Source organism: Microbacterium sp. Marseille-Q6648, assembly GCF_943181415.1.
Lineage (GTDB): Bacteria > Actinomycetota > Actinomycetes > Actinomycetales > Microbacteriaceae > Microbacterium.
Map to the genome: position 1 here is coordinate 820,752 of NZ_CALPBZ010000001.1, position 22,155 is coordinate 842,906.

Here is a 22,155-nt window from a genome sequence, read left to right on the forward strand (position 1 = left end):
ACGGCGTTGGGCACAAAGAGATCACGTCGATTCCGACATTGATGGCGTTCCGCGAGGGCGTCCTCGTCTTCTCACAGCCGGGCGCACTCGGCGCCCCGCAGCTGGAGCAGGTCATCACCGCGGTGAAAGGCCTCGACATGGCCGAGGTCCGCGCCCAGGTCGCCGCGGCCCAGACCGACGGCGCCGCCCAGCGGTGATGCGGTCGGATTCCCCGAAGCCCGGCGGCCGCAGGCGGGGCAGGATGGAGTCATGAGCACCCGCGAGATCACCATCGACAACATCGCCCAGACCATCGAGGACAGCGACATCGTCCTGCTGGACTTCTGGGCCGAGTGGTGCGGACCGTGCCGCGCCTTCGGCCCCGTCTTCGACAAGGCCTCCGAGACGCACGACGACGTCGTCTTCGGCAAGATCGACACCGAAGCCCAGCAGCAGCTCGCCGCCGGCTTCCAGATCACATCGATCCCGACGCTGATGGCATTCCGGGAGGGCGTCCTCGTCTTCTCGCAGCCCGGCGCCCTGCCCGCCCCTCAGCTTGAGCAGGTCATCACGGCGGTGAAGGGGCTCGACATGGCCGAGGTCCACGCCCAGGTGGCAGCCGCCAAGGCCGAAGAGGATGCCGCGCCTTCCGCGTGAGGCGCGAATGACAGCGGGCGGGGATCCGAAAGGAACCCCGCCCGCCGTCTTGTTTCCGGCTCAGCCGGCGAGGATCACCTCGGCCTCGCTGAAGAACTCCGCAACCGCCTCGTCGACGGTCTTCGTGCCCAGTCCGAGTTCCTTGCCGAGGTCCCAGAACTTCTGCTCGAGCGAGCCGTATCCCACCACCGCGGGCGGCGGGGTGTCGCCGATGCGGTCCTCGACCGAGGCGATGTAGTCGGCGACCTGCGCGTCCGCGCCCTCGAGCGTGGCGCCGGCCAGCTTGCTGCTGGAGGCGGGGAATCCGAGCGTGGTGCCGAAGATCTCGCCCGCCGCCTCGCTGTTGACGACGAAGTCGAGGAAGATCGCCGCGGCCTCGGGGTGATCGGTGTTGGCCGACACCGCCACCTGCAGTCCGCCCTGGCGGTAGAGGTCCTTCGCAGAGGGGTCGTCGGTGGGCGGCGCGACGATCGTGATCGACGACGCTCCGGAGTCGGCGAGGTAGCCGCCGAGGAAGTTGCTCCAGCTCATCTCGCTGGCCGTGAGCGTGGCGCCGAAGCCGGAGATCGGGCTGATCTCCTCGAGCTCCTGCTGCGGGATGGCCGCGCCGTCGCGCAGCTCGGCACCGGACTCCCAGTACGCCGCGAGCTCGTCCTCGGTGAAGCCGAGCTCGCCCTCCTCGGTGTACAGGCTCTTGCCCTGGGCGCGCAGCTGCAGTTCGAACACCTGGATGCGCTGCGTGTAGTCGGTACCGCCGAACGGCGCGCCGCCGGTGGCGTCGGTCGCCGCCGCGATCCAGTCGTTGAACTCGGCGTACGACGAGCCGCCCTCGGGCAGCTCGATCCCGTGCTCGGCGAGCAGGTCGTCGTTGACGAAGTTCGCCCACAGGCTGAATCCCGTCGGCAGCGAGTACTGCGCGTCGCCGAGCCGGCCGGTGCCCAGCAGGCCCTCGTCGAACGTGGAGAAGTCGACGTAGTCGGAGACCTCGTTCAGGTCGAGGATGTTCCCGGTCTCGCCGTACTGCCGCAGGTAGCTGTCCGAGAACTGGAACACGTCGGGAAGGCTGCCGCTGGCCGCCTCGACCTGGCGCTGCTCCCAGTAGCTCGGGAAGTCGGTGAACGTCGTGTTGATCTCGATGTTCGGGTATTCCTCGTTGAACGCCTCGATGAGCTCGTTGTAGCGGTTCGCGCGGTCGTCGTTGCCCCACCAGGCGAAGTCCAGCGACACCTCCTCGTCGGGGTCGAACTCGCTCGTCGGCGCGGCGGAGGAACCGCAGCCTGCGAGCACGATCATCGAGGCCGTGGCCAGCGCGGCGGCAGCCAGAGTACGCGTGCGGAACATCGTCGTCCTTTCATCGTCCGTTGCGGACGTCCCCGTGGCGCTCAGGAAAGCGCTTGCCGTCACCGTAGCGCTGGTGAGTTCGCAAACGCAACCGCGATCTGACACGTTTCACTCGACGACCTCGGAACGAGGCTGCGGGTCGAGGTCTGGGTCAGCGCAGCGCGGTACGACCCGTGGCTGTCGACTCCAACTCAACGCCCTCGGGGACGAACAGGGTGAGGATCGGCGGTCGCCAGGTCGCGGCGACCGTCACCCGCGCCGAGACGCCGTCTGGGGTGACGGCCGAAACGAGCCGGGATGCCCCTCCGATCTCGCCCACCATCGACGCGGCCTGGGCCCGCACTCCCCCGTCATCGAGGATCGCCACGGGCTCGCCGCCCACGATCGAGAGGGCGAAGCCGTCCGCGGCCGCGAGCGCCGCGGCATCGGCGACGGCATCGAGCCGCTTCTGCGACAGATACAGGCTCGTGGCGTCGACGCACAGCAGGATCGCAGCCAGGGCGAGCATGGCGTACCCGATCGTCAGGATGAGCACGCTCCCGTCCTCATCAGCGACCCCACCCGCGCGCCCGGCGCGCCGCGGGATGCTCACGGCGCGCCCCAGAATCTGGACACGCGCTGCGCGGCTGTGGCCTCGACGGGGATCGCGGCCGATCGCTCCCAGCCGAAGACGGGCGGGACGAGGGGAAGCGGAACGCGCGTGCTGAGCGTCACCACCAGTGTTGCGCCCGCCTGCGGACAGGTGGCCCCCGACGGCCTGCACACGTAGTCGAGGTGCACGCTCTCCTCGTCGAGGCGGTACTCCTCGACGACGAAGGCGAGCACGCGCTCGGCACGCTCACGCGCATCGGCGGCGCCGTCGGCTGTCGCAACCGTGCGGGCGATGTGACGTGCGCCCGCCTCGACGCCCAGCGCGTGCCCCTGAATGAGGCCCAGTGCGGTCACGAGGTAGACCAGGGGCACGAGAAGCAGAACTCCCCCCAGGATGAACTCCAGCGATGCCGACCCGAGCTCGGCGTCGTCGGTCCTCGTCAGCGTCGGGCGAGGATCAGTCGAAGGACTCGAGCGGCGCACGCGCGCTCACCTCCAGAGCGCGGGGAGCGCCGAACAGACCGAGGAGCGGCAACGTCGTGCGCACCGTCACCTGCACGGCCGGTGAACCGAGCGCATCGGTCGGGTCGGCGGTGACGTCGGTCGCATACTCTGCGCCCACCGTACGGGTGATGATCTGCCGGGCCCGTGCGGCGCCCTCGCTCGGGGATGCGTCGGCGAGCGCGCCATGGAAGGCGCCGTCCACCGCGGCGTCGTGGACGACGTTGCGGACGTACACGGCGAACCCGAACTGCAGGACGCCGAAGGTGAGAGCCGTCAGGAGGACCCCGACGAGGACGAACTCGACCGGGCTCGATCCGCGCTCATCGGCGACCGCCGCACGCACTCGCGCGCGCAGGACCCGCATCGGATCACAGGCCCGAGACGCGGCTGATCGCCTGTTCGAACAGGCCCGCGAGCGCGGGCCCCGCCAGCGCCCAGATCACCACGACGAGCCCCGCGGTCATGAGCGTGATGAGCACCCAGCCGGGCACGTCCCCGCGTTCGTCCTGGGCGAGATCGGCGCTCAGCGCATGCCAGCGGGCGATGAGGCGCCGCGTCCATTCGTCGGTCATGACATTCCTTTCGTCGTGTTTCGAAGCTGCTGCCCTCAGCCGATGCCCAGCCGCAGCATGAAGATTCCGGGGAAGACCGCGAAAAGCACGCTGAGCGGGAGGATCAGGAACACCAGCGGAACGAGCATGTAGATCTCCTTGCGCCCGGCACGCTCGATCAGGGTGCGCTTCGCGGCCTCACGGGCATCGGCGGCCTGACTGTGCAGAACCTGGGCAAGCGGTGCACCACGGTCGATCGCCGCGACCAGCTGGTCGATCGCCCGCGCGAGGGCGGGCACATCCACGTCGGAGCCCAGACGGGTGAGTGCGTCGGGGAGCGGCGAACCGGTCCCCACGGCGACGACGACGCCACGAAGCTCAGCCGTGAGCTCGCCGGCGCCGACGTCGCTGACGCGCCGGAGGGAGTCGAGGATCCCTTCACCGGCCGACAGACACAGCGCAAGGAACTCGAGCACGGTCGGGAGCTCCTCGTCGATCCGCGCGATCCTCGTGCGGGCGGCATGGGTGAGGAGCATGTCGCACCCGATCGCGCCGGACATTCCGCCCACCAGCGGCAGCAACCACACCGCAGGAGCAGCGGAGCCCGTCACCGCCAGCACGACCGAGAGCGCACCGCCGCCGCCGATGCCGACGATCGTCCACGCGAGCTGGCGGCCGCGGAAGGTCGCCACATCTTCGTCACGACCCGCTTGGCGCAGTCGGCGTTCGATGACGGCCGAGCCCGACAGCAGGGCGCCGGCGCGTCGAAGGGCCGACCGGGCGCTCTCCCCCACATCGAGGGGTCCGAGCCCCCCGGGACGAAGCAGCGTCGTCCCCTGCGGATCGGTCACATCGCGAATGTACGGAGCGATTCTGCGAGCGAGGCTCGGGGCCCACCACCGCGGCGCGAGCGTCGACAGCAGCGTCACGCCCAGCGCGAACGTCACGCCGAGGACGATCGACACCGCCGCGATGTCGACACCCGGCAGGAGCCACGGCTGCCAGGTCACCCGAACCACCTCCGGGGTTCGGGAAGCCGCCCGATGCGCAGCATGATCCGGAACGCGACGAGCGACACCGCCGCGCCACCGACCACGAGGGCCACTCCTTCCGGGCTCGAATAGGCGCGCGCGCCTTCCGGCCTGAGCGCGAGCAGCGCCAGGATCACCCACGGCGCCGAGACGCCGAGCACGGCCGCGCCCCGGATCCACGACTGCCGCGATTCGACCTCGGACCGCAGAGTCGCATCCGCGCGCACCGACGACCCGAGTGAGCGCAGCACCGGCGTGAGCTCGGTCCCGCCCACCTGCCGGGCCATGCGGAGGGTCTCGACGATCCTGTCCGCCACCGGATCGGCGAGCGTCGCTTTGAGCGTCAGGATGCCGGAATCGAAGTGCCCCGACGCCGCCAGATCCCGCCGGAAGGCGGCGAAAGGGGCACGCAGCTCGGCCGGCGCCGAGTCGGCCAGGGATGCGACGGCATCGGCAAGCGACATGCCCGCACGCACCGAGGCGATGAGAAGGTCGCACACGTCGGGCCACAGCGCCCTGCGCGTGCGCTGCAGGCGCGAGGCCCGCGCGCGCAGCCACGCGAACGGCGTTGCCAGCGCGGCGATCGCCGTGACCAGCGCGAGCGCGGCCACCGTCGTGGCCAGCCATGCGATCGCCGCAGCCACCACCGCCCCGCCGAGCGAGATCGCAACGATCACCACCGGGCGCACCCCCGTCAGTCCGGCTGATGCCAGCAGCCGCGCGAGCGCGCCGGGCTCCCGGTCCGCGGGTCGACGCTGCCGCACCGGCCACAGCCACGGCGAGACCGTCAGAAGGACTCCCGCGGCCAGGAGCGCGCCCCACAGGATCGTCACGGTCGCGCCGCCCGGTACAGCGTCCGTGCCGTCACCGCGCCGGCGTCCACGCCGTCCGGCTCGACGATCTCGGCGACGCGGCGCGCTCCGGTGTGTGTGCGCTCGCAGTGCACGACGAGGTGGACGGATGCCGCGACGGCCGGAACGACGAACCCCGCGTCGATGTTCCGCCCGGCCAGCAGCGGGAGTGCGGCGAGCTTCCCCAGCGCTTCACGCGCCGAGTTGGCGTGGATGGTCGCCGCACCCGGAACCCCGGTGTTGAGCGCCAGGAGCAGATCGAGCGCCTCCGCATCGCGCACCTCGCCGACCACGAGACGGTCGGGTCGCATGCGCAGCGCCTCCTTCACCAGGCGGCGGAGGGTCACCTCGCCCGTGCCCTCGAGACTCGGCTGACGGCCCTGTAGGGCGACGATGTCGGGGGCGCCGACCGCGAGCTCGAAGGTCTCCTCGACCGTCACAATGCGGTGGTCGGGTGGGCACGCGGCGATGAGCGCGGCCAGCATGGTGGTCTTCCCGGCGTGGGTCGCGCCCGAGACGAGGATGCTGCGACCGGCGGCCATCGCCTCGGCCAGCAGCTCCGCCGCGGGAACAGGGAGCGACCCGGCCGCCACCAGCCGGTCCAGGTCACGGTACGCGGGCAGGAACTTCCGGACGTTCACCGCCCAGTGCCGCCGCGTGATGTCGGGGATCACCACGTGCAGCCGGCTGCCGTCGGGCAGCGAGGCGTCGACGAAGGGCTGACTGAGATCCACCCGGCGACCGGTGGCGTGCAGCATCCGCTCGACGAGGTCGCGGACGGCGGATTCGGTCAGGGTGAGCGGCACGCGCTCGGACACGCCTTCCCGTGCCACGAAGATGCGGTCCGGCGCGTTGATCCACAACTCCTCGACCGACGGGTCGTCGAGGTAGGCCTGCAGCGGACCGTATCCCGCGACCGATGCGAGGACCTCGCGCACGCACGCCGACTCGTCGTCGACCGGCGTCAGCCCCCTCGCCAGCGCGTAATCGTTGTGGCGACGCACCTCGTCCCGCGCGATGTGCGCGGCCAGCTCGGGATCGCGCGAGGGGTCTGCCCGCTCTGCCCGCAGGCGCTCCCGCACCCGCTCGGCCACGGCGGCCGCAGCCACGGCGACGGGAGCGGCGGGAGGAGTCACCCGAGCATCCTCGCAAGAGCCTCGGAGGGGGCCGCGAACTTATCCACAGGCTCCCACGCCCTCAGTAGACTGAACCCACTCGCGGGAGTGGTGAAATCGGCAGACACGCAGGATTTAGGTTCCTGTGCCTTCGGGCGTGTGGGTTCAAGTCCCACCTTCCGCACGTGTCGTCGCCTCGTGCCCGGCATCCCTCAGCACAGACCGCCAACGATCGACGGGAACCGCCTCTTGCAGTCCATCGCCCTCATCCCCTGGCTCGATCCCGCCGCGATCATCGCCACCGCCGGCCCGTGGGCGCTCCTGGTGGTCTGCTTCATCGTGTTCGCCGAGACGGGCCTCCTCGTGGGCTTCCTGCTGCCCGGCGACACGCTGCTGATCATGGCGGGCCTGCTGTCCCACCCGAGCGAGGTCGCACCGAACGGCGTGTTCGGCGTCAGCGCGTGGGTCGTCGCGCTCCTGATCGGCCTCTCCGCATTCGTGGGCGGTGAAGTCGGCTACCTCATCGGGCACAAGGGAGGGCCGGCGGTCTTCGAGCGCAAGGAGTCCGGCGTGTTCAGCCGCCGGAACGTCGAGCGCACGAACGCCTTCTTCGAGCGCTACGGCGGCCTCACGATCATCCTCGCCCGTTTCGTCCCGATCGTGCGCACGTTCGCCCCGGTCGCCGCCGGAGTGGGCCACATGCCGTGGCACCGCTACAGCCTCTACAACTTCATCGGCGCGGTCATCTGGGGCTTCGGCCTGACCATGATCGGCTACGGGATCGGCTTCATCCCGGGTGTCGGCGACCTCGTCACGGAGTACATCGACGTCATCCTGCTCGCCGCAGTGGCCGGCACCATCGTCTTCGTGGTCTGGCACTACTTCGCCGAGCGCAACAAGGCACGCAAGGCCGAGGCCGCCGGCGAGGACGTCGTCACCGACGCCGATGAGGCGCGCGAACTCGTGCTCGACCCCGAGGTGCTCGAGCACGGTTCCGACCGGGACCCGCACCGCCGCGACGACGCCTGAGCGATCCCCGCACCGCGCGGCCGAACGACGGAGCAGGGGCGATCAGGAAGCCTTGGCGGTCTTCTTCTTCGCCGCCGGCTTCTTCGCAGCATCCTTGGCCGCGGCATCCTTCTTGGCGGGTGCTTTCGCCGGCGCCTTCTTCGCCGGGGTCTTCTTCGCTGTGCCGCTGCCCGACGCGGTCGCCTTCCCGCCCGCCTGATCGCCGCCCGATGACGCGGATGCCGTCCCCGCGGATCCTTCCCGTGCCGCACGCGAGCGCTCGACACTCGCGCGGAGCGCGGCCATGAGGTCGATGACCTCGCCACCGGACTCCTCCTCGTCGCGGTCACCGAACGTCTCGGTCGTGTCGAGCGCATCGCCCTTCTCGAGCTTCGCGTCGATCAGGGTGCGAAGCTCCTCCTGGTACTCGTCGGCGAAGTCGGACGGGTCGAAATCGCTCGCGAAGCTCTCGACGAGGGATGCCGACAACTCCAGCTCCTTCGCCGAGATCCGCACCGGCTCGTCGAGCGATGGGAAGGCCGCCTCGCGCACCTCGTCAGCCCACAGCAGCGTCTGCAGCACCAGGACGTCGCCGCGGACGCGGAGGGCGGCCAGACGCGTCTTCTGCCGCAGCGAGAAGCGGACGATGGCGGTGCGGTCGGTCTGCTCCAGCGTCTTGCGCAGCAGCACGTAGGCCTTGGGCGACGCGGAGTCCGGCTCCAGATAGTAGGCCTTGTCGAGGGTGAGCAGATCGACCTGCTCGCTCGGCACGAACTCCACCACGTCGATCTCGCGACTGCGCTCGGACGGCAGCGACGCGAGGTCGTCCTTCGTGAGCACCACGGTCTTCTCGCCGTCGTCGTAGGCGCGGTCGATGTCGCTGTAAGGCACCACCTCGCCGTCGATCTCGCAGATCCGCTGGTAGCGGATGCGGCCGCCGTCCGTGCTGTGCACCTGATGCAGCGGAACGTCGTGGTCCTCGGTCGCGGAGTACACCTTGACCGGGACGTTCACGAGCCCGAACGTCAGCGCGCCCTTCCAGATCGCCCTCATCACACCAGTGAACACCTGTCACACCGGTTGCGGCTACCCCGTGCCGTTCGGGCCGCCGGCACGGCAGGATGGACCGATGGCCCAGACACGGGGGAAGGGTGCGGCCGAGCACCTCGTCAGCATCGGCGGCAGACGCCTGCGCGTGACCAACCTCGACAAGGTGATGTATCCCGAGACGGGCACCACCAAGGGCGAGGTGATCGACTACTACACCCGCATCGCGCCGCTGCTCATCCCCCACGTCATCGGGCGGCCCGTGACGCGCAAGCGGTGGGTCGAGGGCGTGGGGACCGACGAGCATCCCGAGCCGGTCTTCTTCGCGAAGGACCTCGAGGCGGGCGCGCCGTCGTGGGTGACGCGGATGCCGATCCCCCACTCCAGCGGCACGAAGCACTACCCGCTGGTGGCGGACGTCCCGACCCTCGTGTACCTGGCGCAGGTGGCCAGCCTGGAACTCCACGTCCCGCAGTGGCGGTTCACCCCGGAGGGCGAGCGCGGCTTCGCCGACCGGCTCGTGCTCGATCTCGACCCCGGCCCTGGCACCGGTCTCGCCGAATGCGCGGTCGTCGCCGGCTGGGCCCGCACGATCCTCACCGGCATGGGCCTGGAGCCCTACCCGGTGACCAGCGGAAGCAAGGGCATCCACCTGTACGCCGCCCTGCCACCCGGGCACACGAGCGAGCAGGCCTCGGCTCTGGCGAAAGAGCTCGCCCGCGCCATCGAGGGCGACCACCCCGACCTCGTCGTCAGCTCGATGAAGAAGACCGAGCGCGAGGGCCGGGTGCTCATCGACTGGAGTCAGAACAACGGCGCCAAGACCACGATCGCGCCGTACTCGCTCCGCGGACGCGCGCACCCCACCGTCGCCGCGCCGCGCGAGTGGGCCGAACTCGACGACCCCGGCCTGCGCCACCTCACCTTCGAGGAGGTTCTCCAGCGACCGCCCGAGGGCGACCCCATGGCGGCACTGGGGTTCCACGCCGGGGCGCGGGAAGCCGAGGCGGGCCCCCTCGCGGCCTACATCGCCAAGCGATCGGCGGCGCGGACCCCCGAGCCGGTGCCCGCGAACCCGCTGGGCGCGTCGCCTCACCACGACAAGCCGATCTTCGTCATCCAGGAGCATCACGCCTCGCGCCTGCACTGGGACTTCCGGCTCGAGCACGACGGCGTGCTGGTGAGCTGGGCCGTCCCGCGCGGTGTGCCGCACACCACCACGCGGAACAGCCTCGCGATCATGACCGAGGACCACCCCATGGACTACGCCTCGTTCGAGGGCACGATCCCCGCCGGCGAGTACGGCGGGGGCACCGTGACCATCTGGGACGACGGACGCTACGACCTGGAGAAGTGGCGCGACGACGAAGTCATCGTGACGCTCGAGGGGCGTCCGGGCGGGCCGCTCGGGCGCGTGCGGGTGGCGCTCATCCGCACGGAGGGCGAGGGCGAGAAGTCCTCGTGGCTCCTGCACCGGATGAAGACGGATGCCGCGGGCCGGCCCCAGGCCGACGGCGACCCGGTGGAGCCGAGCCCCCAAGCCGACCGTGACACGCCCTCGCCCGCCGCACCCTCGTCCGCCGCACCCTCGTACGCCGCACCCTCGTCCGCCGCACCCTCGTCCGCCGCACCCTCGTACGCCGAGCCCTCGCCCGCCGATCCCTCGTCCGCCGTCTCGCCCCCGGAGCTGCGGCCGATGCTCGCCACCACGGCCACCCCGGCCGAGGCCCGTCGCGCCGCCGCGCGCTGGAGCGCGTCCGATGCCGAGTCGGGCGCATGGGTCGAGGGAAAGTGGGACGGCATCCGCGCGCTCGGCGTGTGGGACGGCGCTCGGCTCCGGCTCTACGCCCGAAGCGGCAACGAGGTCACCCACCGCTACACCGAGCTCACCGACGTCGACGCCGGATTCGGCGACGAGCCGGCCATCGTCGACGGCGAGCTGGTCGCGCTCGAGCCCGACGGCCGGCCGAGCTTCTCCCTGCTGCAATCCCGCATGAACCTCGAGCGGCCCGCGGAGATCGCGCGCGAGGCTCGGCGCATCCCGGTGCGGTACTACCTGTTCGATGTGCTGTCGGCGGGCGGATCCGACGTGACCTCGATGCCGCTGCGAGATCGGCGCCGACTGCTGGAGCAGGTCGCCGCCGGTGCCGCCGAGCCCATCTCGGTGCCGCCGGTGTTCGACGACGTGGATGCCGCCCTGGACGCCAGTGAGCGTCTCCGGCTGGAGGGCGTCGTCGTCAAGGACCCCGCATCCCGCTATCGCCGCGGGACACGCTCCGAGTCGTGGCTCAAGGTCAAGCACACCCGCACGCAGGAGGTCGTCATCGCCGGCATCCGGCCGGGCAAGGGAGGCCGTGCCGGCACGTTCGGCTCGCTGCTGCTCGCGGTCCCGGACGAGGACGGGCTGCGCTACGCCGGACGGGTGGGCTCGGGCTTCAGCGATCGCGCCCTCGCGGCACTGATGCGGCAGCTGACTCCGCTTCGTGTCGATACGACGACGGTGCAGGGCGTGCCGGCCGCGGATGCCCGTGACGCGCTCTGGGTGCGGCCCGACCTCGTGGGCGAGGTCGAGTTCGCGGAGTTCACCCCCGGCGGCATCCTGCGGCACGCCCGCTGGCGGGGGCTGCGCCCCGACAAGTCGCCGGGCGAGGTCCGTCGGGAGTCCTGAGCCGTCAGGGACTCAGGCGTGCGCGTCGTGCTCGACGTGTCCGGCCGGCTCGAGCTGGAACGTGGAGTGCTCGACGTCGAAGTGGTCGGACAGGCATCCCTGAAGACGACTCAGGATGCCGGGCGCGCACCCGTCGGCCAGGGCCGCGTCGTCCACGACGACGTGGGCGGTGAACACCGGGGCGCCGCGGGTGAGCTGCCACACGTGGATGTCGTGCGCGTCGACGACGCCCGGGGTGGCGAGGATGTGCTCGCGGATCTCACGGACGTGGGTGCCCTGGGGCGCGGACTCGGTCAGGACCGAGACGACCTCGCGCAGCAGCGAGACCGCTCGAGGCACGATCATGGCGGCGATGAGGAGCGATGCCACGGCGTCCGCCTGCACCCATCCGGTCGCGATGATGACGACCGCCGCCACGATCACCGCGACGGAGCCGAGGAGGTCGCCCATCACCTCCAGGTAGGCGCCGCGGACGTTCATGCTGCGGCGCTGCGCCCCGCTCAGCAGCCACATGGCGGCGGCGTTGGCGAGAAGTCCGATGATCGCCACGACGAGCATCAGTCCGCCGGCCACGTCCGTCTCGGCCGGGCCGAGCAGCCGCCGGACTCCCTCGGTCGCCACCCAGACCGACAGGGCGATGAGGACGATCGCGTTGATGAGCGCCCCCAGCACCTCCGCGCGCTGGTACCCGAACGTCGACCGCTCGGTCGCGGGGCGGGCTGCCACGACGCTGGCGACCAGGGCGACCACGAGCGCTGCGGCATCGGTGAACATGTGGGCGGCGTCGGCCAGCAGTGCCAGCGACCCCGACAGCACCGCACCGACGACCTGCACGACCATCACCACCGCGGTGATGGCGAGCGACACGCTCAGCAGGCGCCGGTTGTCGGCGCCGCGGATGCCCGGCGATGCGTGGTCGTGCATGCGACCAGGGTAGGACCTACAGCCGCTCCAGCAGTGGCGTCAGCGCCTCGAACGCGCGCGCCCGATGGGAGAGGGCGTTCTTCTCGGCCGCCGAGAACTCCGCGACCGTGCGCGCCGCACCGTCGGGCTGGGCGTCGGGGATGAAGATCGGGTCGTAGCCGAACCCGCCTGCGCCTGCGGGCGCGGTGGCCAGGCGGCCGGGCCACACGCCCTCCACGACCTCCTCGCGCGACGCGTCGCCGGACACGACGAGCGCGATCGTCGAGACGAACTGCGCGGTGCGGAGCCCGTCGCCGACATCCGAGAGCTGATCGAGCAGCAGCGCGAGATTCGCCGCGGCGTCCTTCGCGTGCCCGGCCCAGTAGGCCGAGAAGACACCGGGGGACCCGCCCAGCACGTCCACACAGATGCCGGAGTCGTCGGCGAGCGCCGGAAGACCCGTGTGCGCGGCGGCGGCGCGCGCCTTGATGAGCGCGTTCTCGGCGAAGGTGATGCCGTCCTCGACGGGTTCGGGCCCGTCGTACGCCACGACCTGCAGGTCGGGCCGCGTGGCGGCGACGATGGCCTGGAACTCCGTCACCTTGTGGGGGTTGTGAGTGGCGAGGACGACCTGGCGGATCTCGCCCGACGGCGCGTCTGCTGCTGCCACGCTCACTCCCCCGTGGCCGCGAGGGCTGCCAGCTGGTGCTCGCGCAGCGACGCGCATCCCGCGACGCCGAGCTCGAGCAGCGCGTCGAGTTCGCGCTTGTCGAACGGCGCGCCCTCGGCGGTGCCCTGCACCTCGACGAACAGCCCGCGGCCGGTGACGACGATGTTCATGTCGGTCTCGGCGCGCACGTCCTCGACGTAGGCCAGGTCGAGCATGGGCTCGCCGTCGATGATGCCCACCGAGACGGCGGCCACCGAGTCGAAGAGCACCTCGGACTTCTGCCCGATGAACTTCTTCATCCGTCCCCACTCGACGGCGTCGGCGAGGGCGACGTACGCGCCGGTGATCGCCGCGGTGCGGGTGCCGCCGTCGGCCTGAAGCACGTCGCAGTCGATCACGATGGTGTTCTCACCGAGCGCCTTCGTGTCCACGACCGCGCGCAGCGCGCGTCCGATCAGGCGCGAGATCTCGTGCGTCCTGCCGCCGATGCGGCCCTTCACGCTCTCGCGGTCGTTCCGGGAGTTGGTGGCGCGCGGGAGCATCGCATACTCGGCCGTGACCCAGCCCTTCCCCTTGCCGGTCAGCCAGCGGGGCACACCATTGGTGAAGGATGCCGTGCACAGCACCTTGGTCCCCCCGAACGACACGAGCGCCGACCCCTCGGCGTGGGCGCTCCAACCCCGCTCGATCGTGATGGTGCGCAGGTCGTCGGTGGCGCGCCCGTCGGCGCGGGTGATGTCGGACATGTCTCTCCTGTCGGAAGAAGCGGGTGCTCAGCGGGGAAGGTCGATGGCGCCGGTCTGCACCAGGCGGACGGTGCTGACCTCGCGGCCCATGAGGCGATGGGCGAGGTCGAGGAAGTCGTCGGCGGATGCGCCCGTGGCCTCGTACACGTGGGTGGGGACGGCCCCGTGTCCGGCGAGCAGGTCGCGGGACACCAGCTGGCGGTAGACGTCCTTGGCCGTCTCGGTGTCGCTGGACACGAGGCTGACGTCGGGACCCATGACGTAGCTGATGGCGCCCTCGAGGAAGGGGTAGTGCGTGCAGCCCAGCACGAGCGTGTCGACGCCGGCGTCACGAAGCGGGGCGAGGTACTCCTCCGCCACGGCGAGCACCTCGGGGGTGTCGGTGACCCCGCGCTCGACGAACTCCACGAAGCGCGGGCAGGCGCGGGCGAAGACCGTCAGCCGCTCGTTCACCTCGAGCATGTCCTGATAGGCGCCCGATCCGATGGTCCCCTCGGTGCCGATGACCCCGATGCGGCCGTTGCGCGTCGTCGACATCGCGGTGCGCACCGCGGGTCCGATGACTTCGACCACCGGCACGTCGTAGCGTTCGCGCGCGTCGCGGAGCATCGCCGCCGACGCGGTGTTGCACGCGATGACCAGCATCTTCACGCCCTCGTCCACGAGCGTGTCGAGCACTTCGAGCGCGTAGCGGCGGACGTCGGCGATGGGCTTCGGCCCGTACGGAGAGCGGGCGGTGTCGCCGATGTAGAGGATCGATTCGCGCGGGAGCATCGCCGACACCGCGCGCGCCACGGTGAGTCCGCCGACGCCCGAGTCGAAGATGCCGATGGGGGCGTCGCCGCCGCCCCGAGCCTGCCCGGAAGTCACGATGATCGAGCCTACGCCACGCCCTGGCTAGGCTTTCGGCATGACCTCGCCGAGCACGGCCCTGCTGACCGATCGCTACGAGCTGACGATGCTCGACGCCGCCCTGCGCGACGGCACGGCGCACCGACGCTGCGTCTTCGAGCTGTTCGGCCGCCGCCTGCCGGGCGCGCGGCGCTTCGGCGTGGTCGCCGGCACCGGCCGCCTGCTGCAGCTGCTGCGCGACTTCCGTTTCGGCGACGACGAACTGCGATTCCTGCGCGACGAGAAGGTGGTGGACGCCCCCACCCTGGACTTCCTCGAGGGCTACCGCTTCACCGGCTCGATCACCGGCTATCGCGAGGGCGAGCTGTACTTCCCCGGTTCGCCGATCCTGACGGTCGAGGGCACCTTCGCCGAGGCGGTCGTCCTCGAGACGCTCGCCCTCAGCGTGCTCAACCACGATTCCGCGGTCGCCACCGCGGCCGCGCGCATGAGCATCGCCGCCGGGGAACGCCCCCTGTCCGAGATGGGCTCGCGACGCGCCGGCGAAGCCTCCGCGGTGGCCGCGGCGCGCGCCGCCTTCATCGCCGGCTTCACCGCCACGAGCAATCTCGAAGCGGGTCGTGCGTGGGGAATCCCGACGATGGGCACGGCCGCGCACTCCTGGACCTTGCTGCACGACAGCGAAGAGGATGCCTTCCGCGCCCAGGTCGCCGCGCTCGGCGCGGGCACGACGCTGCTGGTGGACACATACGACATCAGCACCGGCGTCGAGACGGCGGTGCGCGTGGCCGGGACGTCACTGGGCGGCGTGCGGATCGACTCCGGCGACCTGCCGACCGTCGCGGCCGAGGTCCGTCGTCAGCTCGACGAGCTCGGAGCCGTCGACACCCGCATCACGGTTACGAGCGATCTGGACGAATACGCCATCGCCGCCCTGGCCGCCTCGCCCGTGGACGCGTACGGCGTGGGGACCTCCGTCGTCACCGGATCGGGCTCGCCCACGGCGGGCATGGTCTACAAGCTCGTCGCACGGCAGGGCGCAGACGGCGGCTGGGTCGGGGTCGCGAAGGCGTCCACCGACAAGGCCTCGACAGGGGGCCGCAAGGCCGCCTTCCGCACACTCGAGAACGGCACCGCCTCGAGCGAACTCGTGATCGTCTCGGACGGGTTCGAGGAGCTCGCTTCGGCGGCGGCGCTCCCGGAGGCGCGTGCGCTGCAGGTGCCGCTCATCGTCGACGGCGAACCGGATGCCGCGGCGGAGGGACCCGCCGGCGTCCGGGCCGCGCGAGAACACCACGCGCGCGTCCGCGAAGAGCTCCCGGTGCGGGCGCTCGCGCTCAGCCGCTCGGACCCGGCCATCCCCACCGTCTTCCGCGACGCCGACTGACGTCGCACAGGCGGGACCTCCGGCGGCCCGGGTGATCACACCAGGGACTGGTAGATCTCCTTGCACGTCGGGCAGACGGGGAACTTCTCGGGATCGCGCCCGGGTGTCCACTTCTTGCCGCACAGTGCCCTGACCGGCTTGCCGGTGATCGCCGACTCGAGGATCTTCTCTTTCTTGACGTAGTGCGAGAAGCGCTCGTGGTCTCCGGGCTCGATGTTCTCTTCGCGGATGAGCTCTTCGAGCTCTCGGTCGAGGGTGGCCAGGCCGCCCTGATCGGGGCTGTCGAGGGGGGTGCTCATGAGGGAACAGTGTAGCCCGCGGGGGGTGTCGGCGGGCGGCCGACGGTGCGCCTGTGGACTCAGGTGGACTCGGCGAACTCCATGAGACGGCCGCCGCGGCGCTCGAACGCGACAGAGCCGACGACGAGTCCGACGAGGAGAACCGTCCCTCCGGCGGCGAGCCCGGCCCACAGCGCCGAATCGGCCTCCGTGATGTCGACGGTGAGCGCGCGCCAGCTGAACCACAGCGCCGGAACGGCCGTCAGCGCGGCGCCGCCCAGGACGAGCGCCTGCGCGATCGCCCCGCTCGAGGTGGTTCGCTGCGGCTGCTGGAACGGGCTCTCGCCGGGACGCGAGACCGCGTACGGCGCGACCGCCGACGAGACGCTCGACAGTCCCAGCCCCCCGAAGAACAGCGCCACGCACACTCCGGTGAGGGCGGGCAGGAGCGCCCAGCGGCCGTGCAGCGAGATCGCGACGGGAATCGCGACCGCCAGCAGCGGCATCCCGATCAGCAGCACGGGCACCAGCCGGCCGATGCGATCCGAGAATCCCCGGACGCCGCTGGCGATGTGCATCCACACGGCGGTGGAGTCGTAGGCGAGGTCGTTGTGCGGCAGCCAGCCGAGGAAGAGCGCGGCGAAGGGGACGGGCACGAGCACGACGAGCTCCCAGGGCACGCCGGCCACCAGCAGCGGAACCATCGTCACCGCGGCGGCCACCGGGATGATCAGGATGTTGACGATGTAGCGGCGATCCCGGGACCAGTACAGCAGGCTGCGTGCCGACACCGCTCCCCCCGGGGTGCCGGGGGCGACGGCGAACCATCCGAGGCCGGCCCGCTCACGGACCACCGATGGGCGCTCGGTCGTGGTGAGGACGCGGTGGACCAGCAGCACCCACACCGCGCCGAGGAAGATCACGGTGCCCGCCGCGACGAGGAGCGACAGCGTGGCGGCATCGGGATCTGTGCCGAGGAGTCCCGGGACCGCCCACGCCGCGCCCAGCGGGGTGAGCGCCAGCGCCTGCACCGCTTCGACGAGCTGGGTGGGGACCGCGCCGTTCCACTCCAGCGACGAGAGGAAGACGCCCACCGGAACGACCACGACGATGACGGCGAGGACGAAGAGCCCCGACAGCTCGCGCGATCGCCGGCCCGAGAGGAACATCGCCGCCAGGGCCATGCACACCCGGGCGAGCAGGACGCAGGTGAGGATGCCGAGCACGACCGACACCGTCACCGGCAGCGCCGGGATGTCGAACCGCGCCCAGACGGCTCCGAAGCCCACCGCGAGAGCGATGATCGCCGCGACGGGGACGCTGATCAGGCCTGCGACGACGAGCAGCAGAGCGAGTGACCGGGCGGGAAGACCCAGCAGGGTGAACCGGCGGGGATCCAGTGGATCCGTCGCGCCTCCCATCAGGGGGGCGAGCGCGAACCCGAGGGTCACGGCCGACCCCGCCAGCACGGTGACGGTCAGCGCCGTGGTCGGCGTCGTCTCACGCAGCGTGAGGAGTGCCCAGCACGCGGCCGCCACAGCCATCGCCAGCAGCGTGAGACCGATGACGACACGGGTGACGTGCGAGGCTCCGCCGCGGAGCGCGCCGACGAGCAGCGCGACCCTCAGTCGGAGAACGTATGCAGCCACTCCAGGCCCTCCACGTCGCTGAGGCCGCCGGCGAGCTCGACGAAGCGCTGCTCGAGGGTGAGCTCGCCGCGCACCTCGTCGACCGTGCCCTCCGCCAGCACCTGGCCGGCCACGATCACCGCGACCCGGGAGCACATCCGCTCCACGAGATCCATGCCGTGGCTGGAGAGGATCACCGTGCCGCCGTGCGCGACGTACGTGGAGAGGATGTCCAGGATCACCGCGCTGGACACCGGGTCGACCGCCTCGAACGGCTCGTCGAGGACGAGCAATCGCGGCGAGTGGATGAGCGCCCCCGCGAGCATGATCTTCTTCAGCATGCCGGCGGAGTAGTCCGAGACCACGCGTCCGAGCGCATCGGTCAGATCGAAGGCGCGGGCGAGATCCGCCGTGCGGCTCTCGACGACCGCCGGAGAGATCCCGCGCAGCACGCCGTAGTAGTAGAGCAGCTGTCGCCCCGTGAGCCGGTCGAAGGTCCGCAGCCGATCGGGCAGCACACCCATGAGGCGTTTGGCCGCGAGCGGACGCGCGTTCGCGTCCACGCCCGCGACGGTGATGCTGCCGCGGTCGGGCCGCAGCAGGCCCGCGATCATCGACAGCGTCGTGGTCTTGCCTGCGCCGTTCGGGCCCACGAGGCCGTAGAAGGTGCCTGCCGGGACCGTGAGGTCCATCTCCTCCACGGCGCGGGCGCCGCCGAAGCTCTTCGCCACCCCGCGCAGTTCGAGGACCGGCGAGGCGAGATCCACCGCGGGCGGCGTGAAGGAGTCCGGCAGCTCGCCCACGTGCGAATCCGGCTCCGAAGCGGGTGCGGGTGCGGGTGCGAAGGACTCGGGCTCCGCCTCAGGCGCGGGCTGCGCCGGCAGGGGCGGGCGCGGCGGCACATCGAGGTCGGTCGGCAGCGGCGGCGGCGGTCCCGGATGGGCAGGCAGACGCACGACGCGCGGGCTCGCCAGTGCGCCGCCCGGTTCGTCCGGATCGGTCTCATGGGGCACCGGCAGCGACGCAGTCACCGATCCAAGGTATCAAGCGCCCGGCGCGGGGCCGCAACGCCGCGTGGCGATCCGCTGCAATCGGTGCAATATCACGAAACGGCAACGGAGGTCCAGCATCCTGCGCGTTCCCAGACGACATCGCTACCATGAACCCGGCACGAAGGAGTGTCCGTTCGGTGAACCGACGCTTAACCACGCACTCCAGGAGCAACACTGTGACTCTTCAGACCGTCATTCTCGCAGCCGGAATGGGCTCGCGCCTCGGGCGCAGCCTGCCCAAACCGCTCACCGAGCTGGGCGACGGCCGCAGCATCATGCAGCAGCAGCACGACAACATCCGCGCAGCCTTCGGCGCCGACGCCGAGATCACCACGGTGGTCGGCTACCGCGCGGAGACGATCGTCGAGGCCTTCCCCGACGTGGACTACGTCTACAACGACCGCTACGACCAGACCAACACCTCGAAGTCGCTGCTTCGCGCCCTCACCACCACCGGCCGCAGCGGCGTGCTGTGGATGAACGGCGACGTGGTGTTCGACCCGCGGGTCCTCGGCCGGGCGATCGAACTCATCGAGCGCGACCAGTCGTTCGTGACGGTCAACACCGCCAAGGTCAGCGACGAAGAGGTCAAGTACACCGTCGCCGCCGACGGCTCCATCAAGGAGCTGTCGAAGACCGTCGTCGGCGGGATCGGCGAGGCGGTGGGGATCAACTACATCTCCAGCCGCGACAAGAAGGCCTTCATCCGCCAGCTGGGCCGAGTGGACGACCAGGACTACTTCGAGCGTGGCCTGGAGCTCGCGATCGCCGAGGACGGCGTCCGCGTCCGCCCGCTCGACATCTCGGATCTGTACGCCGTCGAGGTCGACTTCGCCGAGGATCTCGAGCGCGCGAACCAGTTCGTCTGACGTTCGTCAACCCCCAGCGCTCCCCCAGCGCGCGTACCTAGGATCGGCCCGATGGCCGACAAGGTGCACCGCATTCATTCGCTTCCCGGCGACTCGCCGTGGCAGAACGGGCTTCCGCCTGCCGGATCCGACGAGCACCCGGGGATCATCCGCGTGCTCGATCGGGTGCTGGCGATCCAGCGTCCGGTCGTGCTGTCGCATCTGCGCAGCATCCGTCTGCGTCATCCCGATGCGGATGCCGCGACGATCATCCGGATGCTGGAGCGGCGGTATCTCGCGGCCGTGACGACCGGTGGCGCCGCCGTGGGTGCCACCGCGGTCGTGCCCGGGATCGGCACCGGCATCACCCTGGCCCTGAGCGGCGTCGAGACGGTGGGGTTCCTGGAGGCCACGACGCTGTTCGCGCAGTCGGTGGCCGAGGTCCACGGCATCCCCGTCGGAGATCCCGATCGAGCGCGTGCCCTCGTCCTCACCCTCATGCTCGGCAAGGAGGGTGTCGACCTGGTCGGCCAGCTCGCCCGTCAGGCATCGGGACGCGGAGCCACGCGCGACGCCTACTGGGGCGAGATGGTCACCAAGACGCTGCCCCGTGCGGCGATGGGACCGCTGGTCGATCGCCTCAAGTCCGCATTCATCCACCAGTTCGCCGCCCGCGGGGGCGCCTCCTGGCTGGGCAAGGCGCTGCCCTTCGGTGTCGGAGCGGCCGTCGGCGGCGCGGGCAACAACATCCTCGGGCGACGGGTGCTCGTCGCGTCGCGCCGGGCCTTCGGTCCGCCGCCGGCACTCGTACCCGCCGATCTCGAGCCCCGCCCGGGAACCCTGCGGCTCGAATCCGCCGCCGCCGGCGGCATCCGTCGTGTCGGCGAGGCGATCGTCGGCGGCACGCGGCGCACCGGTGAGGCGATCGCCGGGGGAACCCGGCGCACCGGAGACACCCTTCGCCGCGCGATCGGTCGCTGAGCCACGTCCGTCGTCGCCGGGACACGCCTCTGCAAACGCTTGCAGGATGTGCTCGACACGAGCATGCGGCGGCCATAGTCTCGCTGGCATGGACAGCACGCTGGGGTGTGTGGCCGCGTGGATGCCGCGACAGCGGTGGTACGCCGGGAAAGGCCGCGTGCCGAGCCTCCACCTCGTGGCGTGGTGGGACATGTCCTCCGACGACCCGGGAGCGCGCGTGCGCACCTACCTTCTCGTCGATGAGGGCGCCCTCCCACCCGTCCTGTACCAGGTGCCCGTCGTCGAGCGCGAGACCGTCGCCGTGACCGCCGACCCAGACCATGTCATCGGCAGCCCGGAGCCCGGGACGACCCTGATCGACGGCCCCTTCGATCCCGCCTACACCCGAGCCCTCGAGCGCCTGGTCACCGAAGGCGGCGAGTGCACCGGGCCGGCGGCGCGGGCGGTGGGGCATCCCGAGGGTGAGCGCGTCGACGGGTCCCCCCGTTCGGCCCAGGTGCTCACCGGAGAGCAGTCGAACACCTCCGTCGTGTTCCGAGGTGACGCCGATGCGCTGATCTGCAAGATCTACCGCCAGGTCAACGGCGGCCTGAACCCCGACATCGAGTTGTCGTCCGCACTGTCAGCCGCAGGATCCCCGTACGTCCCCCGTGCGGTCGGCGCGCTCGAGGGCACGTGGCCCCATCCGTCGGATCCGTCGCGCACCATCACGGGGTCGCTCGCCTTCGCCCAGCAGTTCCTCGCAGGTGTCGAGGACGCATGGCGCGTCGCCCTGCGCGCGGCCGCCGACGGCGAGGCGTTCGACCGCGAGGCGTTCGAGCTCGGCGAGGCCACCGCGAACGTGCACGGCTCGCTGTCCGAGCTCTTCCCGACGCGCGCGGCCACCCCTGACGATCGTGACGCGACCGTCCAGGCCTGGGCGCGCCGGCTGGCGATCGCGATCGCCGAGGTGCCCGCCATCACGGACCTGAAAGAGGCGGTCGAGACGGTCTACGCCGCCGCCTCGCAGCTCGCGTGGCCGCGGCTGCAGCGGATCCACGGCGACTTCCACCTGGGCCAGGTCCTCCTCGTGCCCCATCGCGGGTGGGTGCTGCTCGACTTCGAAGGCGAGCCCCTTCGTCCGATGCGGGAGCGCGTGCTGCCCGATCTGGCGCTGCGCGATGTGGCGGGCATGCTGCGCTCGTTCGACTACGTCGCGGGATCGCTGCGGCTGGACGACCCCGACCGACCGCCCGACGTCCCCCTGCGGTGGGCGCGCAGTGCGCGGGACGAGTTCGTCCGCGGCTACGCGGCCGGTTCGGGAGAGGGCCTCGACGACGTGGGCATCCTGCTGGCGGCCCTCGAACTCGACAAAGCGGTGTACGAGAGCATCTACGAGGCGCGCAACCGGCCGACCTGGGTCGCAATCCCGCTCCGGGCGATCGAGCGGCTCGTGGTGCGTCTGGACGGCTTCCGCTGAGCGTCGGG

General features: G+C 71.1%; 23 protein-coding genes, 1 tRNA gene and 1 pseudogene. 9 read left to right on the plus strand and 16 right to left on the minus strand.

Features of this window, described 5'->3' with window-relative positions; genetic code table 11:
- Positions 1-20 precede the first annotated feature (20 nt).
- Positions 21-197: pseudogene (locus tag NFR93_RS03975) on the plus strand (thiol reductase thioredoxin); the annotation flags it as partial.
- 52 nt (positions 198-249) lie between these two features.
- Positions 250-636: a thioredoxin gene (gene trxA / locus NFR93_RS03980; protein WP_251450187.1), complete on the plus strand. Its 387-nt coding sequence runs from the start codon at positions 250-252 to the stop codon at positions 634-636.
- Between the two features lie 60 nt (positions 637-696).
- Here trxA and NFR93_RS03985 read toward each other — a convergent pair whose 3' ends face one another.
- The 8 genes from NFR93_RS03985 to NFR93_RS04020 form a co-directional block, all read right to left on the minus strand.
- Positions 697-1,977: an ABC transporter substrate-binding protein gene (locus NFR93_RS03985; RefSeq protein ID WP_251450190.1), complete on the minus strand. Its 1,281-nt coding sequence runs from the start codon at positions 1,975-1,977 to the stop codon at positions 697-699.
- Between the two features lie 151 nt (positions 1,978-2,128).
- Positions 2,129-2,485, minus strand: coding sequence for a pilus assembly protein TadG-related protein (locus NFR93_RS03990; RefSeq protein ID WP_251451470.1), 357 nt, complete (start codon positions 2,483-2,485; stop codon positions 2,129-2,131).
- Between the two features lie 80 nt (positions 2,486-2,565).
- Positions 2,566-3,051 (minus strand): TadE family protein, encoded by a 486-nt coding sequence (locus NFR93_RS03995; RefSeq protein ID WP_251450191.1) that lies wholly within the window; start codon positions 3,049-3,051, stop codon positions 2,566-2,568.
- Positions 3,026-3,436 (minus strand): TadE family protein, encoded by a 411-nt coding sequence (locus NFR93_RS04000; protein ID WP_251450193.1) that lies wholly within the window; start codon positions 3,434-3,436, stop codon positions 3,026-3,028. Before NFR93_RS04000 ends, NFR93_RS03995 begins: the two co-directional genes overlap by 26 nt.
- Positions 3,437-3,440: 4 nt before the next feature.
- The gene (locus NFR93_RS04005; RefSeq protein WP_251450195.1) at positions 3,441-3,644 is read right to left on the minus strand and encodes a hypothetical protein; all 204 of its coding nucleotides are present in this window, start codon (positions 3,642-3,644) and stop codon (positions 3,441-3,443) included.
- Between the two features lie 35 nt (positions 3,645-3,679).
- The gene (locus tag NFR93_RS04010) at positions 3,680-4,633 is read right to left on the minus strand and encodes a type II secretion system F family protein (protein ID WP_251450197.1); all 954 of its coding nucleotides are present in this window, start codon (positions 4,631-4,633) and stop codon (positions 3,680-3,682) included.
- Entirely contained in the window at positions 4,630-5,487 is an 858-nt protein-coding gene (locus tag NFR93_RS04015) for a type II secretion system F family protein (protein ID WP_251450199.1), read from the minus strand. Before NFR93_RS04015 ends, NFR93_RS04010 begins: the two co-directional genes overlap by 4 nt.
- The gene (locus NFR93_RS04020; RefSeq protein ID WP_251450202.1) at positions 5,484-6,641 is read right to left on the minus strand and encodes a TadA family conjugal transfer-associated ATPase; all 1,158 of its coding nucleotides are present in this window, start codon (positions 6,639-6,641) and stop codon (positions 5,484-5,486) included. The genes NFR93_RS04015 and NFR93_RS04020 overlap by 4 nt, the downstream gene beginning before the upstream one ends.
- Positions 6,642-6,722: 81 nt before the next feature.
- Between NFR93_RS04020 and NFR93_RS04025 the strand changes: the two genes are divergently transcribed.
- Positions 6,723-6,804: transfer RNA gene (locus NFR93_RS04025), tRNA-Leu, on the plus strand.
- A gap of 65 nt (positions 6,805-6,869) precedes the next feature.
- Positions 6,870-7,649 carry a DedA family protein gene (locus NFR93_RS04030; protein WP_251450204.1) on the plus strand — a complete coding sequence of 260 codons (780 nt, stop codon included), beginning with the start codon at positions 6,870-6,872 and terminating at the stop codon, positions 7,647-7,649.
- 42 nt (positions 7,650-7,691) lie between these two features.
- Here NFR93_RS04030 and ku read toward each other — a convergent pair whose 3' ends face one another.
- Entirely contained in the window at positions 7,692-8,681 is a 990-nt protein-coding gene (gene ku, locus NFR93_RS04035) for a non-homologous end joining protein Ku (protein ID WP_251450206.1), read from the minus strand.
- A gap of 76 nt (positions 8,682-8,757) precedes the next feature.
- Between ku and NFR93_RS04040 the strand changes: the two genes are divergently transcribed.
- Positions 8,758-11,343, plus strand: coding sequence for an ATP-dependent DNA ligase (locus NFR93_RS04040; RefSeq protein WP_251450209.1), 2,586 nt, complete (start codon positions 8,758-8,760; stop codon positions 11,341-11,343).
- Positions 11,344-11,355: 12 nt separating this feature from the next.
- Here the strand turns inward: NFR93_RS04040 and NFR93_RS04045 are convergent, their stop codons facing one another.
- The 4 genes from NFR93_RS04045 to murI are packed head-to-tail and all read right to left on the minus strand — an operon-like array spanning position 11,356 to position 14,532.
- Entirely contained in the window at positions 11,356-12,267 is a 912-nt protein-coding gene (locus NFR93_RS04045; RefSeq protein WP_251450211.1) for a cation diffusion facilitator family transporter, read from the minus strand.
- Positions 12,268-12,283: 16 nt separating this feature from the next.
- Complete coding sequence (gene rdgB, locus NFR93_RS04050; protein ID WP_251451472.1) at positions 12,284-12,886, minus strand: RdgB/HAM1 family non-canonical purine NTP pyrophosphatase; 603 nt, start codon at positions 12,884-12,886, stop codon at positions 12,284-12,286.
- A gap of 32 nt (positions 12,887-12,918) precedes the next feature.
- Positions 12,919-13,662, minus strand: coding sequence for a ribonuclease PH (rph, locus tag NFR93_RS04055; RefSeq protein ID WP_251450214.1), 744 nt, complete (start codon positions 13,660-13,662; stop codon positions 12,919-12,921).
- A gap of 27 nt (positions 13,663-13,689) precedes the next feature.
- Complete coding sequence (gene murI / locus NFR93_RS04060; RefSeq protein WP_251450217.1) at positions 13,690-14,532, minus strand: glutamate racemase; 843 nt, start codon at positions 14,530-14,532, stop codon at positions 13,690-13,692.
- A gap of 40 nt (positions 14,533-14,572) precedes the next feature.
- Between murI and NFR93_RS04065 the strand changes: the two genes are divergently transcribed.
- On the plus strand, positions 14,573-15,901 hold the full coding sequence (locus NFR93_RS04065; protein WP_251450219.1) for a nicotinate phosphoribosyltransferase: 1,329 nt from the start codon (positions 14,573-14,575) through the stop codon (positions 15,899-15,901).
- 35 nt (positions 15,902-15,936) lie between these two features.
- Here the strand turns inward: NFR93_RS04065 and NFR93_RS04070 are convergent, their stop codons facing one another.
- From NFR93_RS04070 to NFR93_RS04080, 3 genes are read right to left on the minus strand one after another with little or no spacing between them, the layout of a single operon-like run.
- Entirely contained in the window at positions 15,937-16,200 is a 264-nt protein-coding gene (locus NFR93_RS04070; RefSeq protein ID WP_251450221.1) for a DUF3039 domain-containing protein, read from the minus strand.
- A gap of 59 nt (positions 16,201-16,259) precedes the next feature.
- The gene (locus NFR93_RS04075) at positions 16,260-17,828 is read right to left on the minus strand and encodes a hypothetical protein (RefSeq protein WP_251450223.1); all 1,569 of its coding nucleotides are present in this window, start codon (positions 17,826-17,828) and stop codon (positions 16,260-16,262) included.
- A complete protein-coding gene (locus NFR93_RS04080; protein WP_251450225.1) occupies positions 17,804-18,838 on the minus strand; it encodes an ABC transporter ATP-binding protein in 1,035 nt (344 codons plus the stop codon). Before NFR93_RS04080 ends, NFR93_RS04075 begins: the two co-directional genes overlap by 25 nt.
- Before the next feature lie 197 nt (positions 18,839-19,035).
- Here NFR93_RS04080 and NFR93_RS04085 point away from each other — a divergent pair, with 197 nt between their 5' ends.
- The 3 genes from NFR93_RS04085 (at position 19,036) to NFR93_RS04095 (ending at position 22,147) form a co-directional block, all read left to right on the plus strand.
- On the plus strand, positions 19,036-19,728 hold the full coding sequence (locus tag NFR93_RS04085) for a phosphocholine cytidylyltransferase family protein (RefSeq protein ID WP_251450228.1): 693 nt from the start codon (positions 19,036-19,038) through the stop codon (positions 19,726-19,728).
- A 51-nt stretch (positions 19,729-19,779) separates the two neighbouring features.
- Positions 19,780-20,688: a hypothetical protein gene (locus NFR93_RS04090; RefSeq protein WP_251450232.1), complete on the plus strand. Its 909-nt coding sequence runs from the start codon at positions 19,780-19,782 to the stop codon at positions 20,686-20,688.
- Positions 20,689-20,776: 88 nt separating this feature from the next.
- Positions 20,777-22,147: a maltokinase N-terminal cap-like domain-containing protein gene (locus tag NFR93_RS04095; RefSeq protein WP_251450234.1), complete on the plus strand. Its 1,371-nt coding sequence runs from the start codon at positions 20,777-20,779 to the stop codon at positions 22,145-22,147.
- The last annotated feature ends 8 nt before the right edge of the window (positions 22,148-22,155 follow it).